Annotated in this window: 13 protein-coding genes; 6 read left to right on the forward strand and 7 right to left on the reverse strand. The window is 72.6% G+C overall.

Annotated elements, in window-relative coordinates:
* The first annotated feature begins 64 nt into the window (after nt 1-64).
* Nucleotides 65-916 (forward strand): hypothetical protein, encoded by an 852-nt coding sequence (locus QM809_RS05605; protein WP_415044829.1) that lies wholly within the window; start codon nt 65-67, stop codon nt 914-916.
* Between the two features lie 9 nt (nt 917-925).
* Here the strand turns inward: QM809_RS05605 and QM809_RS05610 are convergent, their stop codons facing one another.
* Entirely contained in the window at nt 926-1,672 is a 747-nt protein-coding gene (locus QM809_RS05610) for a class I SAM-dependent methyltransferase (protein WP_415044830.1), read from the reverse strand.
* Nucleotides 1,673-1,864: 192 nt separating this feature from the next.
* Here QM809_RS05610 and QM809_RS05615 point away from each other — a divergent pair, with 192 nt between their 5' ends.
* Nucleotides 1,865-2,995: a glycosyltransferase family 4 protein gene (locus QM809_RS05615; RefSeq protein WP_415047014.1), complete on the forward strand. Its 1,131-nt coding sequence runs from the start codon at nt 1,865-1,867 to the stop codon at nt 2,993-2,995.
* Here QM809_RS05615 and QM809_RS05620 read toward each other — a convergent pair.
* Both QM809_RS05620 and QM809_RS05625 read right to left on the reverse strand, forming a co-directional pair.
* On the reverse strand, nt 2,929-4,686 hold the full coding sequence (locus QM809_RS05620; RefSeq protein WP_415044831.1) for a hypothetical protein: 1,758 nt from the start codon (nt 4,684-4,686) through the stop codon (nt 2,929-2,931). The genes QM809_RS05615 and QM809_RS05620 overlap by 67 nt on opposite strands.
* Nucleotides 4,687-4,696: 10 nt before the next feature.
* A complete protein-coding gene (locus tag QM809_RS05625) occupies nt 4,697-5,608 on the reverse strand; it encodes an HpcH/HpaI aldolase/citrate lyase family protein (protein WP_415044832.1) in 912 nt (303 codons plus the stop codon).
* A gap of 325 nt (nt 5,609-5,933) precedes the next feature.
* Here QM809_RS05625 and QM809_RS05630 point away from each other — a divergent pair, with 325 nt between their 5' ends.
* Nucleotides 5,934-7,055: a polysaccharide biosynthesis protein gene (locus QM809_RS05630; protein WP_415044833.1), complete on the forward strand. Its 1,122-nt coding sequence runs from the start codon at nt 5,934-5,936 to the stop codon at nt 7,053-7,055.
* A 160-nt stretch (nt 7,056-7,215) separates the two neighbouring features.
* On the opposite strand, the gene QM809_RS05635 is transcribed toward QM809_RS05630, so the two are convergent.
* Nucleotides 7,216-8,343 (reverse strand): DUF3068 domain-containing protein, encoded by a 1,128-nt coding sequence (locus tag QM809_RS05635; RefSeq protein WP_415044834.1) that lies wholly within the window; start codon nt 8,341-8,343, stop codon nt 7,216-7,218.
* Nucleotides 8,344-8,414: 71 nt separating this feature from the next.
* Between QM809_RS05635 and QM809_RS05640 the strand changes: the two genes are divergently transcribed.
* Nucleotides 8,415-9,635, forward strand: a complete 1,221-nt coding sequence (locus QM809_RS05640) for an acyltransferase family protein (protein WP_415044835.1) — start codon at nt 8,415-8,417, stop codon at nt 9,633-9,635.
* A 61-nt stretch (nt 9,636-9,696) separates the two neighbouring features.
* On the opposite strand, the gene QM809_RS05645 is transcribed toward QM809_RS05640, so the two are convergent.
* The 3 genes from QM809_RS05645 to QM809_RS05655 form a co-directional block, all read right to left on the reverse strand.
* Nucleotides 9,697-10,101 carry a hypothetical protein gene (locus tag QM809_RS05645; protein ID WP_415044836.1) on the reverse strand — a complete coding sequence of 135 codons (405 nt, stop codon included), beginning with the start codon at nt 10,099-10,101 and terminating at the stop codon, nt 9,697-9,699.
* A 63-nt stretch (nt 10,102-10,164) separates the two neighbouring features.
* The gene (locus tag QM809_RS05650) at nt 10,165-14,424 is read right to left on the reverse strand and encodes an alpha-(1->3)-arabinofuranosyltransferase family protein (protein WP_415044837.1); all 4,260 of its coding nucleotides are present in this window, start codon (nt 14,422-14,424) and stop codon (nt 10,165-10,167) included.
* 29 nt (nt 14,425-14,453) lie between these two features.
* On the reverse strand, nt 14,454-14,657 hold the full coding sequence (locus QM809_RS05655) for a DUF2613 domain-containing protein (RefSeq protein WP_415047015.1): 204 nt from the start codon (nt 14,655-14,657) through the stop codon (nt 14,454-14,456).
* Between the two features lie 23 nt (nt 14,658-14,680).
* Here QM809_RS05655 and QM809_RS05660 point away from each other — a divergent pair, with 23 nt between their 5' ends.
* Nucleotides 14,681-15,892, forward strand: a complete 1,212-nt coding sequence (locus QM809_RS05660; protein ID WP_415044838.1) for a glycoside hydrolase family 3 N-terminal domain-containing protein — start codon at nt 14,681-14,683, stop codon at nt 15,890-15,892.
* 211 nt (nt 15,893-16,103) lie between these two features.
* The gene (locus tag QM809_RS05665) at nt 16,104-16,706 is read left to right on the forward strand and encodes a TetR/AcrR family transcriptional regulator (RefSeq protein ID WP_415044839.1); all 603 of its coding nucleotides are present in this window, start codon (nt 16,104-16,106) and stop codon (nt 16,704-16,706) included.
* Nucleotides 16,707-17,105: the final 399 nt, after the last annotated feature.

Genomic DNA, 17,105 nt, shown 5'->3' on the forward strand with positions numbered 1-17,105 from the left:
GGTGCCCCGGTGCTCATCGCAGGGGGTCTGTCTCCGGGTGCCCAGGGTGGGTAGATTCGGTGCCATGACCGATCCCCGCGACGACCAGCGCCCGGCCACGCGGCGGATGGAACCGATCGACCCGAACACCGGGTATCCGCCGCCGACCGAGGGCTACCGGCCCCCGCCCGGGCCGCCGCTCACCCCGGGCGGACCGGGCGGCCATCCGAGCGTCGGCCACCAGAACACCAGCTATCTGGAACCGGGCTACCTGGACACCGGGCATCGGGGTCCGGTGGAGCCCGAACCCTCGTACCCGGACACTCGGTCGTACCCGGATGCCCCGCCGTACCCGGACGCCCGGCCGTACCCGGATGCTCGGCCGTACCCCGAGGCCGCACCGGACACCGGGGCCGTCGCGCAGGAGGAGGCCGCGTCGTCGTCGAACCGGAGTCGGACGGTGATGCTGAGCCTGATCGCGGTTCTGGCCCTGCTGGTCGTCGTCCTCGTCGGATACCTGGTGGTCGGCGGCTCGTCCGACGACGGCGAGGTCGCCACGGCCCCCGTCTCCTCCACCACCGACAGCAGCACGGAGAAGACGACGACCACGTCCTCGTCGACGACGACGAGCACCTCCACCACCACGAGCGCCCCCACCCGGTCGACCGCGGCCCGCGGGGCGATCACCTACCAGTTCACCGGGTCGGGCAGTCTGGTCGGCATCACCTACCGGGACGAGAACGGCGAACGACTGCTCGCGACGGCGGATCCGCCGTGGTCGGTGCGCGTGACCCTGGCACCGCGCGGTACCGCACGCGTCAGCGCGATCGTCGTGAACGGTGCGGTGACCTGCAACATCCTGCACGGGGAGGAACTGCTGGCGTCGTCGACGAGCCGCGGCGGGCCGGTCTCGTGCACGGCGACCGTGCCCCGCTGAACCTGCCGGTCAGCGTCTGCGCAGGACCATCACCAGATTGGTGGCGGCCACCTCGCGCACCCCGGGGATCCGGATCACCGGCCACGCCCAACGCGGCAGGTAGCGGGGGAACGCGGCCACCAGATCGGCGTCGGGCACCCGCCGCGCCCAGTCCAGACCCGCCTGCGCGGTGATCGGGAACAGGGAGACCCCGTAGAGGTTCTTCGGCAGCCGCCCGTGCCTGCGGGTGTACCAGCGGGCCGCGCGATGACCGCCGAGATAGTGGGTCAGCCCCATCTCGTGGCCGCCGAACGGACCCCACCACAGCGTGTAACTGATGATCACGGTGCCGCCGCGCCGCGTGACCCGGACCAGCTCGTCGGCCATCTCCCACGGTTGCGCGGTGTGCTCGGCGACGTTCGACGAGTACGCGACGTCCACGCAGCCCGTGGCCAGCGGCAGATACTGGCCCTGGGCCCGGATGCACGTGCGGTGATCGATCCCGGCGGCGTGCATCTCCCCGGCATCGGGCTCCACCGTCAGATAGTCTGCGCCGCGCGCGGTGAACGCATCGGCGAAGAACCCGGGACCGCCGCCCACATCGAGCACCGCGGCGCCGTCGAGCGGTTCGGGGTGCAGAGCGGCGACCATCTGCGCGGTGTCCTCGGCCAGGGCGGAGTAGAAGCGGTCGGGCTCGCTCTGCTCGTAACCGAACTCGTGCAGCAACCGGCGGGCGCGGTGCCAGGTCGCCAGGCGGGCGAAGGCGGAAGCGGGCATGTCTGACACTCTGGCATACCCTGAATTCTCGTGAGCATTTCGACGGACGAACCAGACCCCGACTCCGGCGCCGTCGAGGAGACCGGTCCTGTTCGCTCCGCACCCGGCACAGAGAGTGAGAGGCCCGCTCGCTCCGCTCCCGGCGCCGAGCAGACCCGGCCCGCTCGCTCCGCTCCCGGCGCCGAAGACGTCCTGCTGCTGTGCTGGCGCGACACCGACCACCCGCAGGGCGGCGGCAGCGAACGCTACCTCGAACGCGTCGGCGCCGAACTGGCCCGGCGCGGCGCCCGCGTCACCTACGTCACCGCGGCCTACCCCGGTGCCGCGCGCCGGCAGATGCGCGACGGCATGCGCGTCCTCCGCGTCGGCGGCAGGCTCACCGTGTACCTGCGCGTGATGGCCATGCTGCTGGGCGCGCGCCTCGGGCTCGGGCGGCTGGCGGGCTATCGCCCCGACGTCGTCGTCGACACCCAGAACGGGGTGCCGTTCTTCGCCAGGCTCGTCGCCGGGGCGCCCACCGTGGTGCTGGTGCACCACTGCCACCGGGAGCAGTGGCCGGTCGCCGGCCCGATCCTGGCGCCGATCGGCTGGTTCATCGAATCGCGTCTCTCCCCGTGGATCCACCGCCGCGACCGCTACATCACCGTGTCGCGGCCGTCGTCGGACGAACTGATCGCACTGGGCGTGGACGCCCACCGGATCTCCGTGGTCCGCGGCGGCATCGATCCGGTGCCCGCCGAGGCCGCTGCCGCCCCTCCGGCCCCGGCCGAGGAGAACGAGGCGACGAGGCTGATCGTGGTCTCCCGGCTGGTGCCGCACAAACAGGTCGAAGACGCGCTGCACGTGGTCGAACGCCTGCGTGCCGACGGCGCCGACGTGCACCTGGACGTGGTCGGCGACGGCTGGTGGGCCCCGGAACTGCTCGCCCGCACCCGTGAACTCGGCCTGGACGACAGCGTCGAGTTCCACGGGCACGTCGACGAGGTGACCAAACACCGTCTGCTGGCCGGCGCCGACCTGCACCTGATGCCCTCCCGCAAAGAGGGATGGGGGCTCGCGGTGATCGAGGCCGCCCAGCACGGCGTCCCCACCCTCGGCTACCGCAGCTCCGCCGGACTCACCGATTCGATCGTCGACGGCCGGACCGGGGTGCTGGCCGAGGGCGTCGACGACCTGACCGGCATCACCGCCCGGCTCATCGCCGATCCGGCCGAGGTACGACGACTCGGCGCGCACGCCCGCGAGCGGGCCTCCGGCTACTCCTGGCCGGGCACCGCCGACGAGTTCGCGGAGGTCCTGCGCACGGTGACGCGGGCGAGCTGAGCGACCAGCCCCGCGAGAAGCAGGACCAGCCAGAGACCGTGCGCGGTCCCGGTGGCGAGCCAGGCGCCGGCGCCCGGTCCGGGCACCGCGACCGGATCCCCGATCCGGTACACGACGAGGTCGTCGCCGTCGTGCACCCGCTCCGCCCGAGGGTTCGCGTCGAGGGCCCGCGGGGCGGCCGAGGCCCCGGTGGTCCGCTCCACCACGACCCAGCCGACCCCGAGCACGGCCAGCGCCCCCGGATCCCCGCCCCGTTCGAGCACCGCGCTCACCCGGCGGTCGCGGTCGGTCGGCGCGTCGATCGGCTCGCCGTCGACCAGCAGGGTGCTGCCGACGATCACCGGCGCGTCGAGCATGCGGGGCAGCGGCGACAGCGACGGGCCGCGGTTCCAGGGGTAGACCCGCATGGTGTCGGCGGGCACGACGGCGACGGCTCCGGTGTCGTGGCCGATGAGCGCGACGGCGGCCGCGTAGTCGGACGGGTACTCGACCGGCTGCAATTCGCCGCCGACACCCCAGGCGAGGTCGGGCAGCGGGGCGACGATCAGCAGGGCGAGCACGGCGACGACGAACCCCGTCGGCACCCACTCGCGCAGCCACCCGGCCGCGGCCGCCACGGCGAGCGCGACGAACGGGACGGCGAGCGCGACGAACTTCTGCGTGTCCCGCAGCAGTCCGGCGCCGGGCACATGCGTCAGGAGGAGATCGACGACGGCCGGTCCCGGTCCGACGGCGGCGGCCGCGACCGAGAGCACCGCGACCCCGGCGAGCACGGCCAGCGCGGGCACCGCCGGCGGCAGATCGCCGCGATGCCGCCGCAGGACGACGACGCCGCCGGCCACGACCGCGACCAGGCACGCCGTCGCGGCGGCCGCCCACCAGAAGCCGCGGCTGGCCGGGACTGCGTCGGCGTTCCAGATCCCGCCCAGTCCGAGCACCGACCCGAAGGTGCCCAGGCCGGGTTCGGCACGCGCCGCGAACTCGCGGGCTCCGCCGACCCCGGAGACCGCGCCGTCGCTGAACGCGGTCGCGACCAGCCAGGGGAGTGCGGAGAACAGCCAGAGGGCGAGGACCCCGGGGAGGAGACGCGAGGAGGGCTCGGAGTTCGGATCCCGCCGGAACGACAGCGCCGCCGTCAGCGCCACGACCAGCGCTGACACCGAACCGGTCGGAGTGAAGCCGGCCGCGGCGAACAGTCCGCCGAGCACCGCCCACCCGGCCCACCCGGGTCTGCGGCGCAGGTCGAGCACCGCGATCGTGATCCAGCCGAGCGCGGCGTAGCCGATCAGCAGACTCCAATGACCCTGCAGCAGACGTTCGGCCACCCAGGGATTCCAGATCGCGACCCCGGCCGCGGCCACCGCGCCCGCGGAACCGGTCCACGGGAGGAGCCGCCGCGCCAGCCGCCCGTAGCCGACGCCCGCGCAGAACAGCGCCGCCGTCGTGAGCGCCGCGAGGAGCACGCCGCCGTCGACCACCTGCGAGGCCAGCGCCAGCGCGCCGTCCTGCGGGACCGCGCGCGGGGGCGCCCCGTCGATCCCGAACGCGGCCGCGGTGAGCGGTGCCCGCGGGGTGGCGACGGCATCCCGGTGCAGCAGAAGTCCGCCGCCCCACAGCGGGGCGCAGATCGCCGCGGTGAGCAGCGCGCTGGTCCCGAGCAGGACCGCGCGCTCGCGCCGCGGCGCGGTCACCGCGGTCTACTCAGTAGTGAAACGTGTCGGTGGGCGGCGGGCGATGATCGTCGTCGTACTCGCTCTGCACGATGCCGTACGACCGCGCCAGGTCGAGGATCTTGGTGGCCCGGGCGATCCGCGGCAGGTCGGAGCCGTTGCGGATCTCGCCGCCCGCGGCCTCGAACTCGGCGAAGAACTCGCGCGCCCAGCTGATCTCGTCCTGGGACGGCGAGAGACCCTCGTTGACGGTCGCACACTGATCCGGGGTGAGACAGATCTTGCCGGTCATGCCGAACTCGGCGCTCACCGCGGCGGCCTCGCTGAGCTTGAGGGCGCTGGAGCCGACGGTGGGGCCGTCGATCGCCGACGGCAGGTTGGCGGCCTTCGCGGCGATGGTGAACCGCGACCGCGCGTACGCGAGGGTGCTCGGGTTCTCGCCGAAACCGGTGTCGCGGCGGAAGTCGCCGATCCCGAAGGCGAGCCGGAAGGTGCCCTTGGTGGCGGCGATCTCGGTGATCCGCTCGAGGCCGCGCGCGGTCTCGACCAGGGCGACGATCGGGACGTTCGGGAGACGCCGGGCGGTCTCGGTGATGTGGTCGACGGACTCGACCATGGCCAGCATGATGCCGCCGATCGAGGTCGCGGAGAGGGCCTCGATGTCGGCGGCCCACCACGGGGTGCCGAAACCGTTGATCCGGACCCAGTCGGAGTGGCCGCGGTTCATCCAGTCGACCACGTTCTGGCGCGCGGTGTCCTTGTCCTTCGGGGCCACCGCATCCTCGATGTCGAAGACGACGATGTCGGCCCGCGAGTGCGAGGCGTGCTCGAAGCGCTCCGGCTGGGCACCGTTGACGAGGAGCCAGCTGCGGGCGAGTACCGGATCGATCCGGAACCCGATGTCGCTGGGATCGATCTCGGTGAGTGGTTCGGTGTCGTACATCGAGTCCGCTGCCTGCCGTCTGTCTCGGGAAGTTGCTGCTGCGGCCTGTCACAGGCCGTGGGGGTGTTACGAAAATCTCTTCGCCGACCTCGGCGGCCCGATGGACGTCATGCGGAAGACTTACGTGACACGCCCCAGCAGTCTATACGTACCGATGCGTAGGCTTCGCCGACCTTCTGCTTCCGGGACGAGACCCCCCGTTCCGTCGGAACGGATTGCCTCCCGACACCGCGGAACAGGCAAGATTGTCGTCGTGTCCGGGGTCGCGAACAGAACAGAACGGTCGGCCACCGTCCGTTCCCTCGGAGTGGTGACGGCCGGCTCGATGGTCGCCAACCTTCTCGCATACCTGGTCCAGCTCCCGGCGAGCCGGTTGCTCGGTCCGGCCGGCTACGGCGAATTCGCGGTGCTGCTCTCGGCGATGCTGGTGATGGCGGTGCCCGCGCTCGCTCTGCAGAGCGTGGTGGCGCGCGAAGTGGTGCGCGGTGCCGACCGCCGGGGACTGTGGCGGCTGATCGCCGTGGTCACCGGGGTGGTGGCGCTCGCCTCGGTCGGTTTCGCCGCGGCGATGATGGGGATCGCCGACACCGCCGCGGGCCCGGCCTTCGCCGCGATGGCCGGTGCCGCGCCGCTGGCGGTGATCGCCGGTGGCCAGGGCCTCATCCAGGGCGACGGCCGGTTCGGGCTGCTCGGCGGCGTGCTGGCCGGGGTCGGCGTCCTGCGCAGCGCGCCGGTGATCGCCGCGGTGGTGCTCGGCGGCGGCTCCACCTGGGCGCTCACGGCGGGCACCCTCGGCACGGCGGTGGCGGCGCTGGGCGTCGGCGCGCTCGCCGTGCGGACACCCGCCGTCCGGTCCGGCGCGCCCGCGGCGGCCCCCTCCGCGGTGCTGTGGGCGTCCGGGGTGCAACTGGTGATCATCGTGGCGGCCTCTCTGGACCTGCTGCTCTCCCGGACCGTGCTCAGCGCCGACGACGCCGGGATCTACGCGCTCGGGGCGGTGGCCACCAAGGCCGCGTTCTGGCTGCCGCAGGCCGTGGGCGTGGTGGTGTATCCGCGGCTCGCCGACCCGGTCCGGTCGACGGCGGCCCTGCGTTCGGCGTCGAAGGTGCTGGCGGTGATCGGGATCGCGGTGACGCTCGCCGCCGCCGCGGCCGGTCCGCTGGTGCCGACGGTGGTCTCGCCCGATTATCGGCCGGTGACGGGGCTGCTGTGGTTGTTCGCGCTCACCGGTGCGGTGCTCGCGGTGCTGCAGCTGCTGCTGCTCGCGGCGATCGCCCGGGATCGGGCGCGCGGCGGGATCCCGGCGTCGCTCGTGCTGGCCCTCGAGGTGGTGTGCATCCTGGCCTACGCCGACTCCGTGCTCTCCCTGGCGGTGATCGCGGTGCTGAGTGCGCTGGCCTCGGTGCTGGTCACCTGGCTGTGGATCGAGCTGTCCGACCGGAGCTGACGCCCGGTGCTCGTCGGCACTCGAGGAGCCGGGCTTCGACTCGCTCCGCTCACTTCGTGCGCAGATCGGCTCAGCCGACGGGTGGTGCACCGGATTCAGCCGAGTGGTTCCCGACTGCGGGGGCTTCGACTCGCTTCGCTCACTTCGTGCGCAGATCGGCTCAGTCTGCGGGTGGCGTGTTCCCGTCCTCGGCGGCGCCGCTCGGGCCGTCGTCGGGCCGTCGGCCCGAGCGCACCAGCGCCCAGCCGCCGCCGATCAGCGCCGCGACGCCCAGGACGCCGGCGACGATCGGCACCCAGCGCGTGGTCACGGCGACCGGACGGTCGCGGCGCGCGGCGTACGACGACCCGTCCCGCAGGGTCTGCCGATCGGCGGAGAGGGTGGTCTCCAGGTTGATCAGCTCGAAATCGGCCAGCGAACGGTGCCGTTGGCGCAGATCCGGCGCGAACCGGAAGACCTCCCGGATCTTCGCGCGATCGGCGACGATCACGCCGGTGACGGTGTCGACGAAGAACTCGCGTTCGGCGCTGTGCTGCAGTGTCGCGGTCAGCTCGTCGGCGGGATCGACCCCCTCGAAGGTCCCGAACCAGCGGGCCGGCCGGGTGAGCACCGTCCGGGGGTCGTGACCGGAGGAGCCGAGATCGGTCAGCGGCACGGTCACCGTGAAACGGACCACCTCGCGGCCGTCCATCGTCTCGGTGCCGGCGGGGGTCATCGGCAGGGTCTGCCGGGTCACCGGATCGAAGTAGGTCACGTCGGCGGGGTCGAAACCGTACGGGAGACGGTAGGTGTAGCCCTGGCGGTCGCCGATCACCACGGCGGCCTTCTCGTCGTCGTACTGGACCTCGGAGGCGCCCCGCGGTGCGCCGGTGCGCCGATCGAGGGTCACCCGGTCCAGGAGCGCGGTGAGGGTGGTCTCGTCGCACTCGTCCTTCGCCTCGACCGGTCTGCCGTCGACCAGGTACTCGTCCGCGTTGAGCGCGGTCCCGGCCTGCAGGGTCACCACGTCCGCATCGGCGGGCCGGACCGCGAGGATCCGGCGCTGCTGCTGGACGCGGGCCTCCAGCACGCGGGCCTGCGGGGCGTCGATCGAGCAGCGGTCGAGGATCCGGGTGCCGTCGGAGCCGTCGGACACCCAGGTCTGGTCGGTGTCGAGCGGGACCTTGCGGAGCGTCTCGCCGACCAGCGGGCCGACGGTCGCCGCGACGGCGATCAGGAGCGCCCCGAAGAAGAGGGCGACGGGGCCGATCAGGTCACGCGTGGACAGGCGCGGTCGCGGATCGGGCATACCGAACAGCCTACTGGTCCACGGCACCCCGGTCCGGTGAGCCCCGATCGGCCACTACGCTGGCAGGCGAGATGACCCCCGAGACCGCCGAGACCCCGGCCGCCCCCGACGCTCCGACGTATCGGCGCTACTTCCCCCAGCTGGAAGGCATGCGCGCGGTGGCGTCGATCGGGGTGCTCACCACGCACGTGGCCTTCCAGACGCGGGCCGTCGAATGGCCGGTCCTCGGCCCGGTCCTGGGCCGGCTGGACCTGGCGGTGGCGCTCTTCTTCGCGCTCTCGGGTTTCCTGCTGTGGCGGCCGTGGGCGGCCGCCGCCCGCCACCCGGGGATCCCCGAACCGACGGTCATGCGGTATCTGCGCCATCGTTTCGTGCGGATCTGGCCCGCGTACACGGTCGCCGTCGTCGCGGTGTTCCTCCTGCTCCCGCATGCGCGCGGGGCGTCGCTGGAGGTGTGGATCGTGAACCTCACCCTGACGCAGGTGTACGTGCCGCTCACCCTGGCGCCGGGTCTCACCCAGATGTGGAGCCTCTCGGTGGAGGTGGCCTTCTATCTGCTGCTGCCGGTGATCGGTTACGCGCTGGCGGTGCTGCGCGGCGCGCGGGCCCGCCACCGGATCCCGCTGCTGCTGGCGCTGGGCGTGCTGAGTCTGGGTTGGGCGGGGCTGGTCACCGCGATCGGTCTGCCGGAGGGCGTCGAAGGCAAGAACTGGGTGTTCGGGCATCTGCCGTGGTTCCTGGCCGGTCTGATCCTCGCCGAACTGACCGCCACCGTGGAGTTGTCCGTCGCCGAACCGTCCCGACCGGTACGACGGGTCGTCGCGCTCTCGGCGCATCGCCCGCTGATGCTGGCCGTGGCCGTCGTGTTCTACGCGCTCGCGTGCACACCGCTGGCCGGGCCCGTCGGACTCGGCGACCTGAGCGACTGGCAGTACGTCGGCAAGATGGTGTTCGGCGCGATCGCCGCCTACGCCGTGCTGGCCCCGCTGGTGTGCTCCGGCGGGGAGTTCCGGTTCCTGAACTCGGTTCCGATGACGATGCTGGGCTGGTGGAGCTACGGCATCTTCATCTGGCACCTGGCCGTGCTCACCTGCGTGTTCAGTCTGGTCGGGATCCCGTCGTTCCACGGCCGGTTCGTCCAGGTGTGGTTGTTGACGGTGGTGTTGACCGTGGGCGTCTCCGCCGCGAGCTACGCGTTCGTCGAGGACCCGTGCCGTCGGGCGTTGAGCAGGTGGGAACGTCGTCGCGGCCCGAAGTCGGCGCCCGCGAGCGGCCGGGTCCGGACACGCTGAGACCCGGCAGGCGTCGTACGACGCCTGCCGGGTCCGCGGGAACGGTGCGGTCGGGCTCGGTTCAGCGCGGTCCGGCGACGCACAGGCCGCCGCCGCCGAGCATGCTCCGGGTCACGACGACCGACGTGGGGGTGGAGCGCTCGCCGTTCTGGACGGCGTACAGGTGACGTCGACCGGTGTGCCTGGGCCACCAGGTGACCGAGGCGTTGACGCCGACGGCCCTGTCCCGGCCGATCAGGACCGGTGCACCCGAGTCGCCGCGCTCGTAGAACGAGACCAGGCCGGACGAGTTCACCGGCACCGTCATGCTGTACGAGCAGCCGGTGCCGTGATCGTTGGAGTACCAGCCGATCGCCACTCCGGGATCGACTCTCCCCTGCGGTGCGGCCTGGGCGGGCGCCGCCGCCATCGTGGCGGCGGCCACCGCGATGCCGCCGATGACGACGGCGTTCTTGACTCGCGACATGGTGGATTCCCTCGGTCGTGCGGCGGATTCGTCACTGAAGCGTAACCTGTCGAGCGATCGGGATCACGTCACCGGGTCCGCACGGTCTCGATCACTCGACTTACGGGGCGGGACGACGGCGGCGGCGACCAGCAGTGCGAGGGCTGCCAGTGCGGCGGCCTGGGTGCTCGCGTCATAGCCGGTGTAGGCCGTCCCGGAGTGCCACGGACCGGTCGCGAGCAGCACCGTCGCCGTCGTCATCGCGGCGAACACCGCGGTCACCCGTGCGGCGGGGCCGAGCCGGTGGACGAGCACCCAGGCGGCCGCGCCGAGCACCGGCCCCCACCCTCCGCAGAGCAGCCAGGCCGCGGCCGCCCCCGCCGCCGCGGCGGCGCACCGGGCCGCGAACACGGTGGCGGCCGAGACGGCGGGGCCCGGCGGGTCGGGCGTCCCGGTCTCCTCGTCCCGGTCCCGGCGCGGCAGGCAGGCGGCGAGGAACAGCACGGCGACCAGCACCAGCCCGGCGGCCAGCGTCCAGCGGTACGGCGCGTCCAGCGGATAGTCGAGTACGACGGTCCCGCCCGCCCCGGCCGGGATCACCCAGCCCTGCTGCCAGCCGTCCACCACCACCGGGTCCAGCGCACGGCCGTCGAGGACGGCCCGCCAACCCGGGTTGGTGCTCTCCGGCACCGACAGCACGCGGGCCCGTTCGGCGGGTTCGACGACCACGCCGCGCCGCGTCGCCGTCCACTCGGTGATCTCCGGTGCGACGGTCGCGGCCACCGGATCCGGCGTCGGGGCGGTCAGGTCGACGGCGTCGACGGAGAAGGCGTTGCCCGGGTTGACGGCGATCTCCTGGGAGCCGGCGCCCAGGTCCAGCGGCGGGCCGGGGCACGGGGTGGCCAGGACCGGTTCACGGTTCCGCAGGGCGCCCGCGGTGGTCGTCGCCTGCAGTCGGATCAGCCGGCCGGCGGCGGTGAGACCGAGTCCCAGCGGCCCCGACGGATCGGTGTCGCAGCCGATCACCACCGGGCGGTCCGGGTCGAACCGCCCGGTGCCGACCTCGGGATCGGCCGTCACCTCGATCTCGCTGATCCCGACGGGCGCTCGGGTGACGAAACCGAGGTCGTTGGTGTCGAGGAGGTCCTCGGACCTGGTGATCGTGATCTTCACGGTCTCGGTGCGCTCGGGTCGCAGACGCACCACGCCGTCCTTCACCGTGACCTTCTGCGGTCTGCCGCCGAGATCGACGATCACCTCGCGCGGTGCTGCGGGATAGCCGTCCGGAGTGTGCAGACGCAGCGCGGAGACCTCGGTGGGCCGCGGGAGGTGCACGGTCAGGGTGGGTCGGCGGGCCTCGTCGCCGGTCGGTTCCGGAGCGGTCCAGGTGGTGTCCGGATCGCCGTCGACCGCGGCGGAGGCGCTGCCGCGCACGTCGGTGACCGCCGACGGACCCTGGGCCCAGGGGCGTCCGGGCAGTGCCAGCAGCTGGTTCAGGGCGGCCCCGGGCACCGGCCGCAGGACGATGCGGGGCTCGATCCGGGTGGGCTCCGGCGACCAGAGTGTGCGGCTGAAGACGCCGGGTGTCTCGGAGGCCAGGCCGAGGGCGGCGGCGCAGCGGACCCGGCCGCGGGCGTCGGTGACGCATTCGGAGCGGTCGCGGAGCGCGGGGCCCAGCGACCAGCCGAGCAGCGGAACCCCCGCCCGGTCCCCGGCGCCGGGCGTCTCCGGGAGCACGGTGCGCCGGCGGATCGCGATCGGGGTGCCGGTGGCCGCGTCTTCGAGCTCCACCTCGGCCAGCGCGAACTGGTTGCCGCCGGTGCGGTTCTCGGTCTCGATCGCCCGGATCTCCACCCGCCGGGTCGGGGCCGAGGGCGCGATCACCCGGATCGGCTCGTCGGGTTCGACGCCCTGGGCGACGGTGCTGCCCGCATCGGTGGTGATCAGGATCGCGCTGACGTCCGCGCCGATCGCCTTCGCGGTGGTGAGCGTCAGTGCCAGGTTCGAGACGGGTTCGGTGAACTCCACCGCGAGCCATCGGCCGACGGCGGAGTCCAGGCCGCGGCTGACCCAGGCGGTGGCCGGATCGCCGTCGAACGCGGAGGCGGGGGAGGCGGCCGGTGCGGTCTGTCCGGGCTGCGTCGCATCGGAGGCCGAGCCGCTGGTGTGCACCCGGACCCGACCGGGCTGTTCGTCGAGCAGCCATTGCGCCCGGACCGGCGGCTGGCCCTCGACGGGGTAGTCGGCGACGTCGTTCTTGGTGAGCCGCGGGTCGTCGGGGGTGCGGATGGCCGAGGTGTTGTTGTCGACCCGGCCGAAGTCGGTCTCCCGGTCGGCGGGGGTGTCGGTGACGATCAGTCCCGGGCCGAGGCCGAGGCCGGCCCGGCGCGCGTCGGCGGCGAGCAACGACGGCCCCAGCGGGCCGAGTCCGGCCCGGGTCCGGGCGGCGTCGATCGCGAGGAGCGATTCGGGGCCGCCCGCGATGCGCGGCATGGCGTCGAGCGGGGTCAATCGCGGTCCGGTGCCGTGGGCGGCGCCGGAGACCCGGAAGACCGTCACCGCGGGCATCTCCGGCCGGAGACCGTTGTCCACCACGAAACCCTCGCCGACGGGCGGGGTGGTGAGGGGGCCGAAGACGGCGGCCTCGTCGATCCCGGGAGAGTCCTGGAGGGCCTGGGCGACGAGGAGCGGGCGCGCCGAGCGGGAGGTGTGGGGGTCGAGGTCGGCGCGCAGCACCACGTAGCCGATGCCCTGCGCGGCGAGGGCGGGCGCGAGACCCACCGAACCGCGTCCCGCGGCGAGATCGCGTTGCACCGCATCCATCGCGCGGATCGCGCCGGGCGGGGTGAGCGGGATGGCATCGCGGACCGCCCACGGGGTGGCGGCGGTCGGCTGCAGCGGCTCGTCGCGCGTCAGCCCCCAGAGCTGGTCGGCGAACGGTGCGCCGGGCACCACCAGCGCGCGGGCCGGGGCGGGGGCGTCGCGTTCCTGCGCGGCCAGCCAGTCGGCGGTCTGCTGCCAGTACCCGGGGATCGCGCGGTAGCTGCTCGGCGGGGCCACCCCGCCGGTCCAGGCGAGGGTGCCCGCCGAGATCGCCGCGACGATCACCGCGAGCGCCGCCGCCAGACCCCGCTGGGCGTGGACGGGCGGTCGGGCGGGTCCGTCGGCCCCCGACGGCACGACGACGCGGACCCGCGCGAGCAGGTGCGCGATGCCCAGGACCAGCGGGATTCGCAGCAGGGGATCGAACTTGTGCAGATTGCGCAGCGGTGCGCCGGGGCCGTCGAGGAACTGCCGGTACTGCTCGGCGAGCGGTGAGTCCAGCGCTCCGGGGTAGCCCAGGCACATCACCAGCACGCCGACCAGCAGGACCGCGATCAGGCGGCGCCGGAACGGCATGCGCCGCATCGCGAGTCCGGCGAGTCCGGCGGCGGCGAGGATCCCGGTGGCCAGCACGGCGGCGGGTTCGGAGACCAGGACCGCGCCGGCGGCGCGTTCGGTGGACACGAACGGCGTCCACGAACTGGTGCCGCGCAGCACCTCGGTGAGCGAGGTCCACTCGGTGGTGACCCGCGCCGATTCGATGTAGTCCAGGAAGGGCGGGGACAGGCGGGAGAGCAGCAGCAGCGGGACCAGCCACCACAGACAGGCCGGCGCGAGACCGAGGATCCACCACGCGGCGAAGGCGAACCGGCGGGGAAGGCCTCGTCGTCGCAGGAGGCCGAACAGCCACCAGGCGGCCGCGACCCCGGCCGCGGCCGCCGTGGCCACGGCGTTCACCGCGCCCATCAGCGCCACCGCGCAGGCCGACCGGAAGGCCTCCTGCCAGAGCGGCCGCCGGGAGACGGACTCGGCGTCCAGGGCCCGGACCATCGGCACCAGCACCCACGGCGCCAGCATGTACGGGAGGGTCTCGGAGGAGATGCTGCCCAGGGTGGTCAGGACGCGCGGCGAGGTGGCGAAGATCGCCGCGGCCAGCAGCCGAGAGGGGAACGACCCGATCCGCAGGGTCTCGGCCAGCCGGACCAGGCCGACGAAGCCGACGGTCAACAGCAACGCCCACCAGAGACGTTGCGTGACCCAGCCGGGCAGGGCCAGGAGGTCGCCCAGTGCGAAGAAGGCGCCGTGCGGGAAGAAGTAGCCGTAGGCCTGGTTCTGCACCTGGCCCATCGGGGCGTCCGGCGACCACAGGTGCGCGGCCCGGGCGAGGAAGCCGAGCGGGTCGGCCGTCAGATCGAGTTTGGTGTCCGGGGAGATCCGGCCCGGAGCCTGCCAGAAGGAGAAGAGCAGGGCGGTGAGCGTGACGATCGCGACGTCACGGCGGCTCAGGAGGCGCTGCGTCACCGTCGGTCGCGCGGAAGACGGTCTCGGTGTCAGTGCTGCTTGCCGGAGTCGTCACCCCGGGTGCCGTACTGGACGGAGCCCTCGATGAAGCCGTCCTCGGCGTTGAAGCTGTTCACATCGGTCGAGGGCGAATTCTCGGCGGCCAGCGAGCCTGCGAGGAAGATCCCACCCACGCCGACGATCAGGCCGGCGGCGGCAGCCACGGCACCATAGATCAGTCGGTCACGCATCATGGCCATCAAGCTACCATTCGGCCATGGGTGAAACTTCCGGCGCCGTTGTGACGTGGCGCGCTGCATTGCAGCTGGTGACCACGATGACGTGCGTCGCATTACTCGCGAGTTGCAGCAGTGATCCGGGACCCGTGATGAAGGTCTCCTCCTCCGCCGAGTCTGCGGTGTCCGCGCCCGGCTCGCCGACCTCCGCGTCGAGTACGACGGCCGCGGCGGAGAGCTGCGGAGCGCCCGAGTTGGCGAAGCTCACACTCCGGCAGAAGCTCGCCCAGCGCCTCATGGTCGGGGTGACCGGTGCCGCCGACGCCCGGCAGGCGGTGACCGAGGAGGGGATCGGCGGCATCTTCATCGGCGCCTGGACCGATCCGGCGATCCTCACCGACGGTTCGGTGAAACGGATCTCGGCGTCGTCGAAGGTGCCGTTGATGGTGTCGGTGGACCAGGAGGGCGGCCGCGTGTCGCGGCTGGCCAAGATCGGCATCGACTTCCCGTCCGCCCGCGCGATGGTGCAGAAGGGCATGACCCCCGAGCAGGTGCAGGCGGAGGCGCGCAAGGCCGGCGAGGCGATGGCGAAGCTCGGCATCACCGTCGACTACGCGCCGTCCGTCGACGTCTCCGACCAGCCCGACGACGCCGTGATCGGCGACCGGTCGTACTCGAACGACCCGGAGGTGGTGACCCGGTACGCCGGCGCCTTCGCCAAGGGGCTGCAGGAGGCCGGGATCATGCCGGTCTACAAGCATTTCCCCGGCCACGGGCACTCGTCGGGCGACTCGCACCTCGGTTCGGTGACCACGCCGCCGCTGTCGCAGCTGATCGAACACGATCTGGTGCCGTACAAGACGCTGCTCAAGGACCCGGGCAACGCCGCGGTGATGATGGGGCACCTGATCGTGCCGGGGCTGACGAAGGGCGACACTCCGACCAGCATCAGCGCGCGGGCCATCGGCATGCTCCGCACGGGCACCCGGTACGGCGGTCCGGCGTTCGACGGCGTGATCATCTCCGACGACCTCTCGGGCATGAAGGCCATCACCGACAGGTACTCGATCGATCAGGCCGTGCTGCGCGCCTTCCAGGCGGGCTCGGACATCGGACTCTGGCTCTCCACCGACTCTGTCTCTACCGTGCTCGACACGCTGGAGTCGGCGGTGCGGTCGGGCAAGCTGAACCGCGCCAAGGTCGACGCCTCGGTGGTGCGGATCCTCCGCGCCAAGGGCGTGCTCTCCTGCTGACCGGTTCCCGGGGCATCGACTGAGCCCGGTCGTCGGTCACTGGGGCCGACCGGGACGGATCGACGGCTGAGTCCGGACGCGAACGGAGTGAGCGCCCGGTGTCGAAGCCTCCCCGTCCTCGACCCGAGCGCACGGCCGGTCCCGCCGTGTCGTGTTTCTCGGAGCAGGAGACCGCCCGCAGTGAAACTTACCGAATGGTAAGTTATTGGACATGGCCGGAACCAAGCGCCTGCCGAGGGCGGTGCGCGAACAGCAGATGCTCGACTCGGCGATCGCCGAGTTCTCCGAGCACGGCTACACCGACACGTCGATGGATGCGATCGCCTCCCGTGCGCAGATCTCCAAGCCGATGCTGTACCTCTATTACGGTTCCAAGGACGAGCTCTTCACCGCCTGCATCAACCGTGAGTCCGGCCGCTTCATCGAGGCGATGGGGGCGGGTTTCGATCCGGCGCTCCACCAGCGCGAACAGGCGCGCATCGTGCTCGAGGAGTTCCTCCGCTACGTCCACGACAACGCCGCGTCCTGGCGCGTCCTGTACCGGGTGGCCAGCGGCACGGCGGGTTTCTCGAGTGCGGTGACGAAGGCGCGCACGCAGATCATCGAGATGATCACCGAGCTGATCCGGCAGGGCACCACCGTCGAGGACGCCTCCGACCTCGACTTCGAGCTGACCGCCGTCGCGATCGTGGGCGCCGCCGAGGCCGTCGCCGATCGGATCTCCGAGGGCGACATCGCCTTCGACCGGGCCACCGATCTGCTGCTGGGCATCGTCTGGCGCGGCCTCCGGGGCGTGGGCGTCACCGAGGACTGACCTCCGCCGGGCCCCGCCGCTCTCCGGTCCGGGGAGGAATGCCGGGCGGCAACGCTCCTCCTGGCCGGTGCGGAACGCAGTACGGCGCCCCCTCCACCCCCTGAACCGGAGTGGAATGCCGGTACGACGGCGCCCCTCCGCCCCCCTGAGCCGAGGAGGAACGCAGTGACGAGTCGAGTCGAAGGGCACCCGAGAACGATCACCGAGGACCACTCGTCGTGATCTGCGCGGATCCGTCGCGGCTTTCGTCGGGACCGGAGACCGGGGTCGCGGTTCTCGTCGGCAGTCGGTCGAGAACCGCGACACGAGGTCTGTGCGGAACTCGGCGACCACGCGGGTGGCGGGGATCGAGGCGATCGCCCCCCCCGAACGAGAACGACGAGGGCCTCGGCGAGCAGA

The organism is Gordonia sp. (in: high G+C Gram-positive bacteria) (assembly GCF_047600385.1).
GTDB lineage: Bacteria > Actinomycetota > Actinomycetes > Mycobacteriales > Mycobacteriaceae > Gordonia.

Bases quoted from the DNA above. Each gene is read 5' to 3' on its own strand.
- QM809_RS05640 (WP_415044835.1), top strand. From the start codon at position 8,415: ATGACCCCCGAGACCGCCGAGACCCCGGCCGCCCCCGACGCTCCGACG.
- QM809_RS05630 (WP_415044833.1), top strand. From the start codon at position 5,934: ATGGTCGCCAACCTTCTCGCATACCTGGTCCAGCTCCCGGCGAGCCGG.
- QM809_RS05665 (WP_415044839.1), top strand. From the start codon at position 16,104: ATGGCCGGAACCAAGCGCCTGCCGAGGGCGGTGCGCGAACAGCAGATG.
- QM809_RS05660 (WP_415044838.1), top strand. From the start codon at position 14,681: ATGGGTGAAACTTCCGGCGCCGTTGTGACGTGGCGCGCTGCATTGCAG.
- QM809_RS05635 (WP_415044834.1), bottom strand. From the start codon at position 8,343: ATGCCCGATCCGCGACCGCGCCTGTCCACGCGTGACCTGATCGGCCCC.
- QM809_RS05625 (WP_415044832.1), bottom strand. From the start codon at position 5,608: ATGTACGACACCGAACCACTCACCGAGATCGATCCCAGCGACATCGGG.
- QM809_RS05645 (WP_415044836.1), bottom strand. From the start codon at position 10,101: ATGTCGCGAGTCAAGAACGCCGTCGTCATCGGCGGCATCGCGGTGGCC.
- QM809_RS05655 (WP_415047015.1), bottom strand. From the start codon at position 14,657: ATGATGCGTGACCGACTGATCTATGGTGCCGTGGCTGCCGCCGCCGGC.
- QM809_RS05610 (WP_415044830.1), bottom strand. From the start codon at position 1,672: ATGCCCGCTTCCGCCTTCGCCCGCCTGGCGACCTGGCACCGCGCCCGC.
- QM809_RS05605 (WP_415044829.1), top strand. From the start codon at position 65: ATGACCGATCCCCGCGACGACCAGCGCCCGGCCACGCGGCGGATGGAA.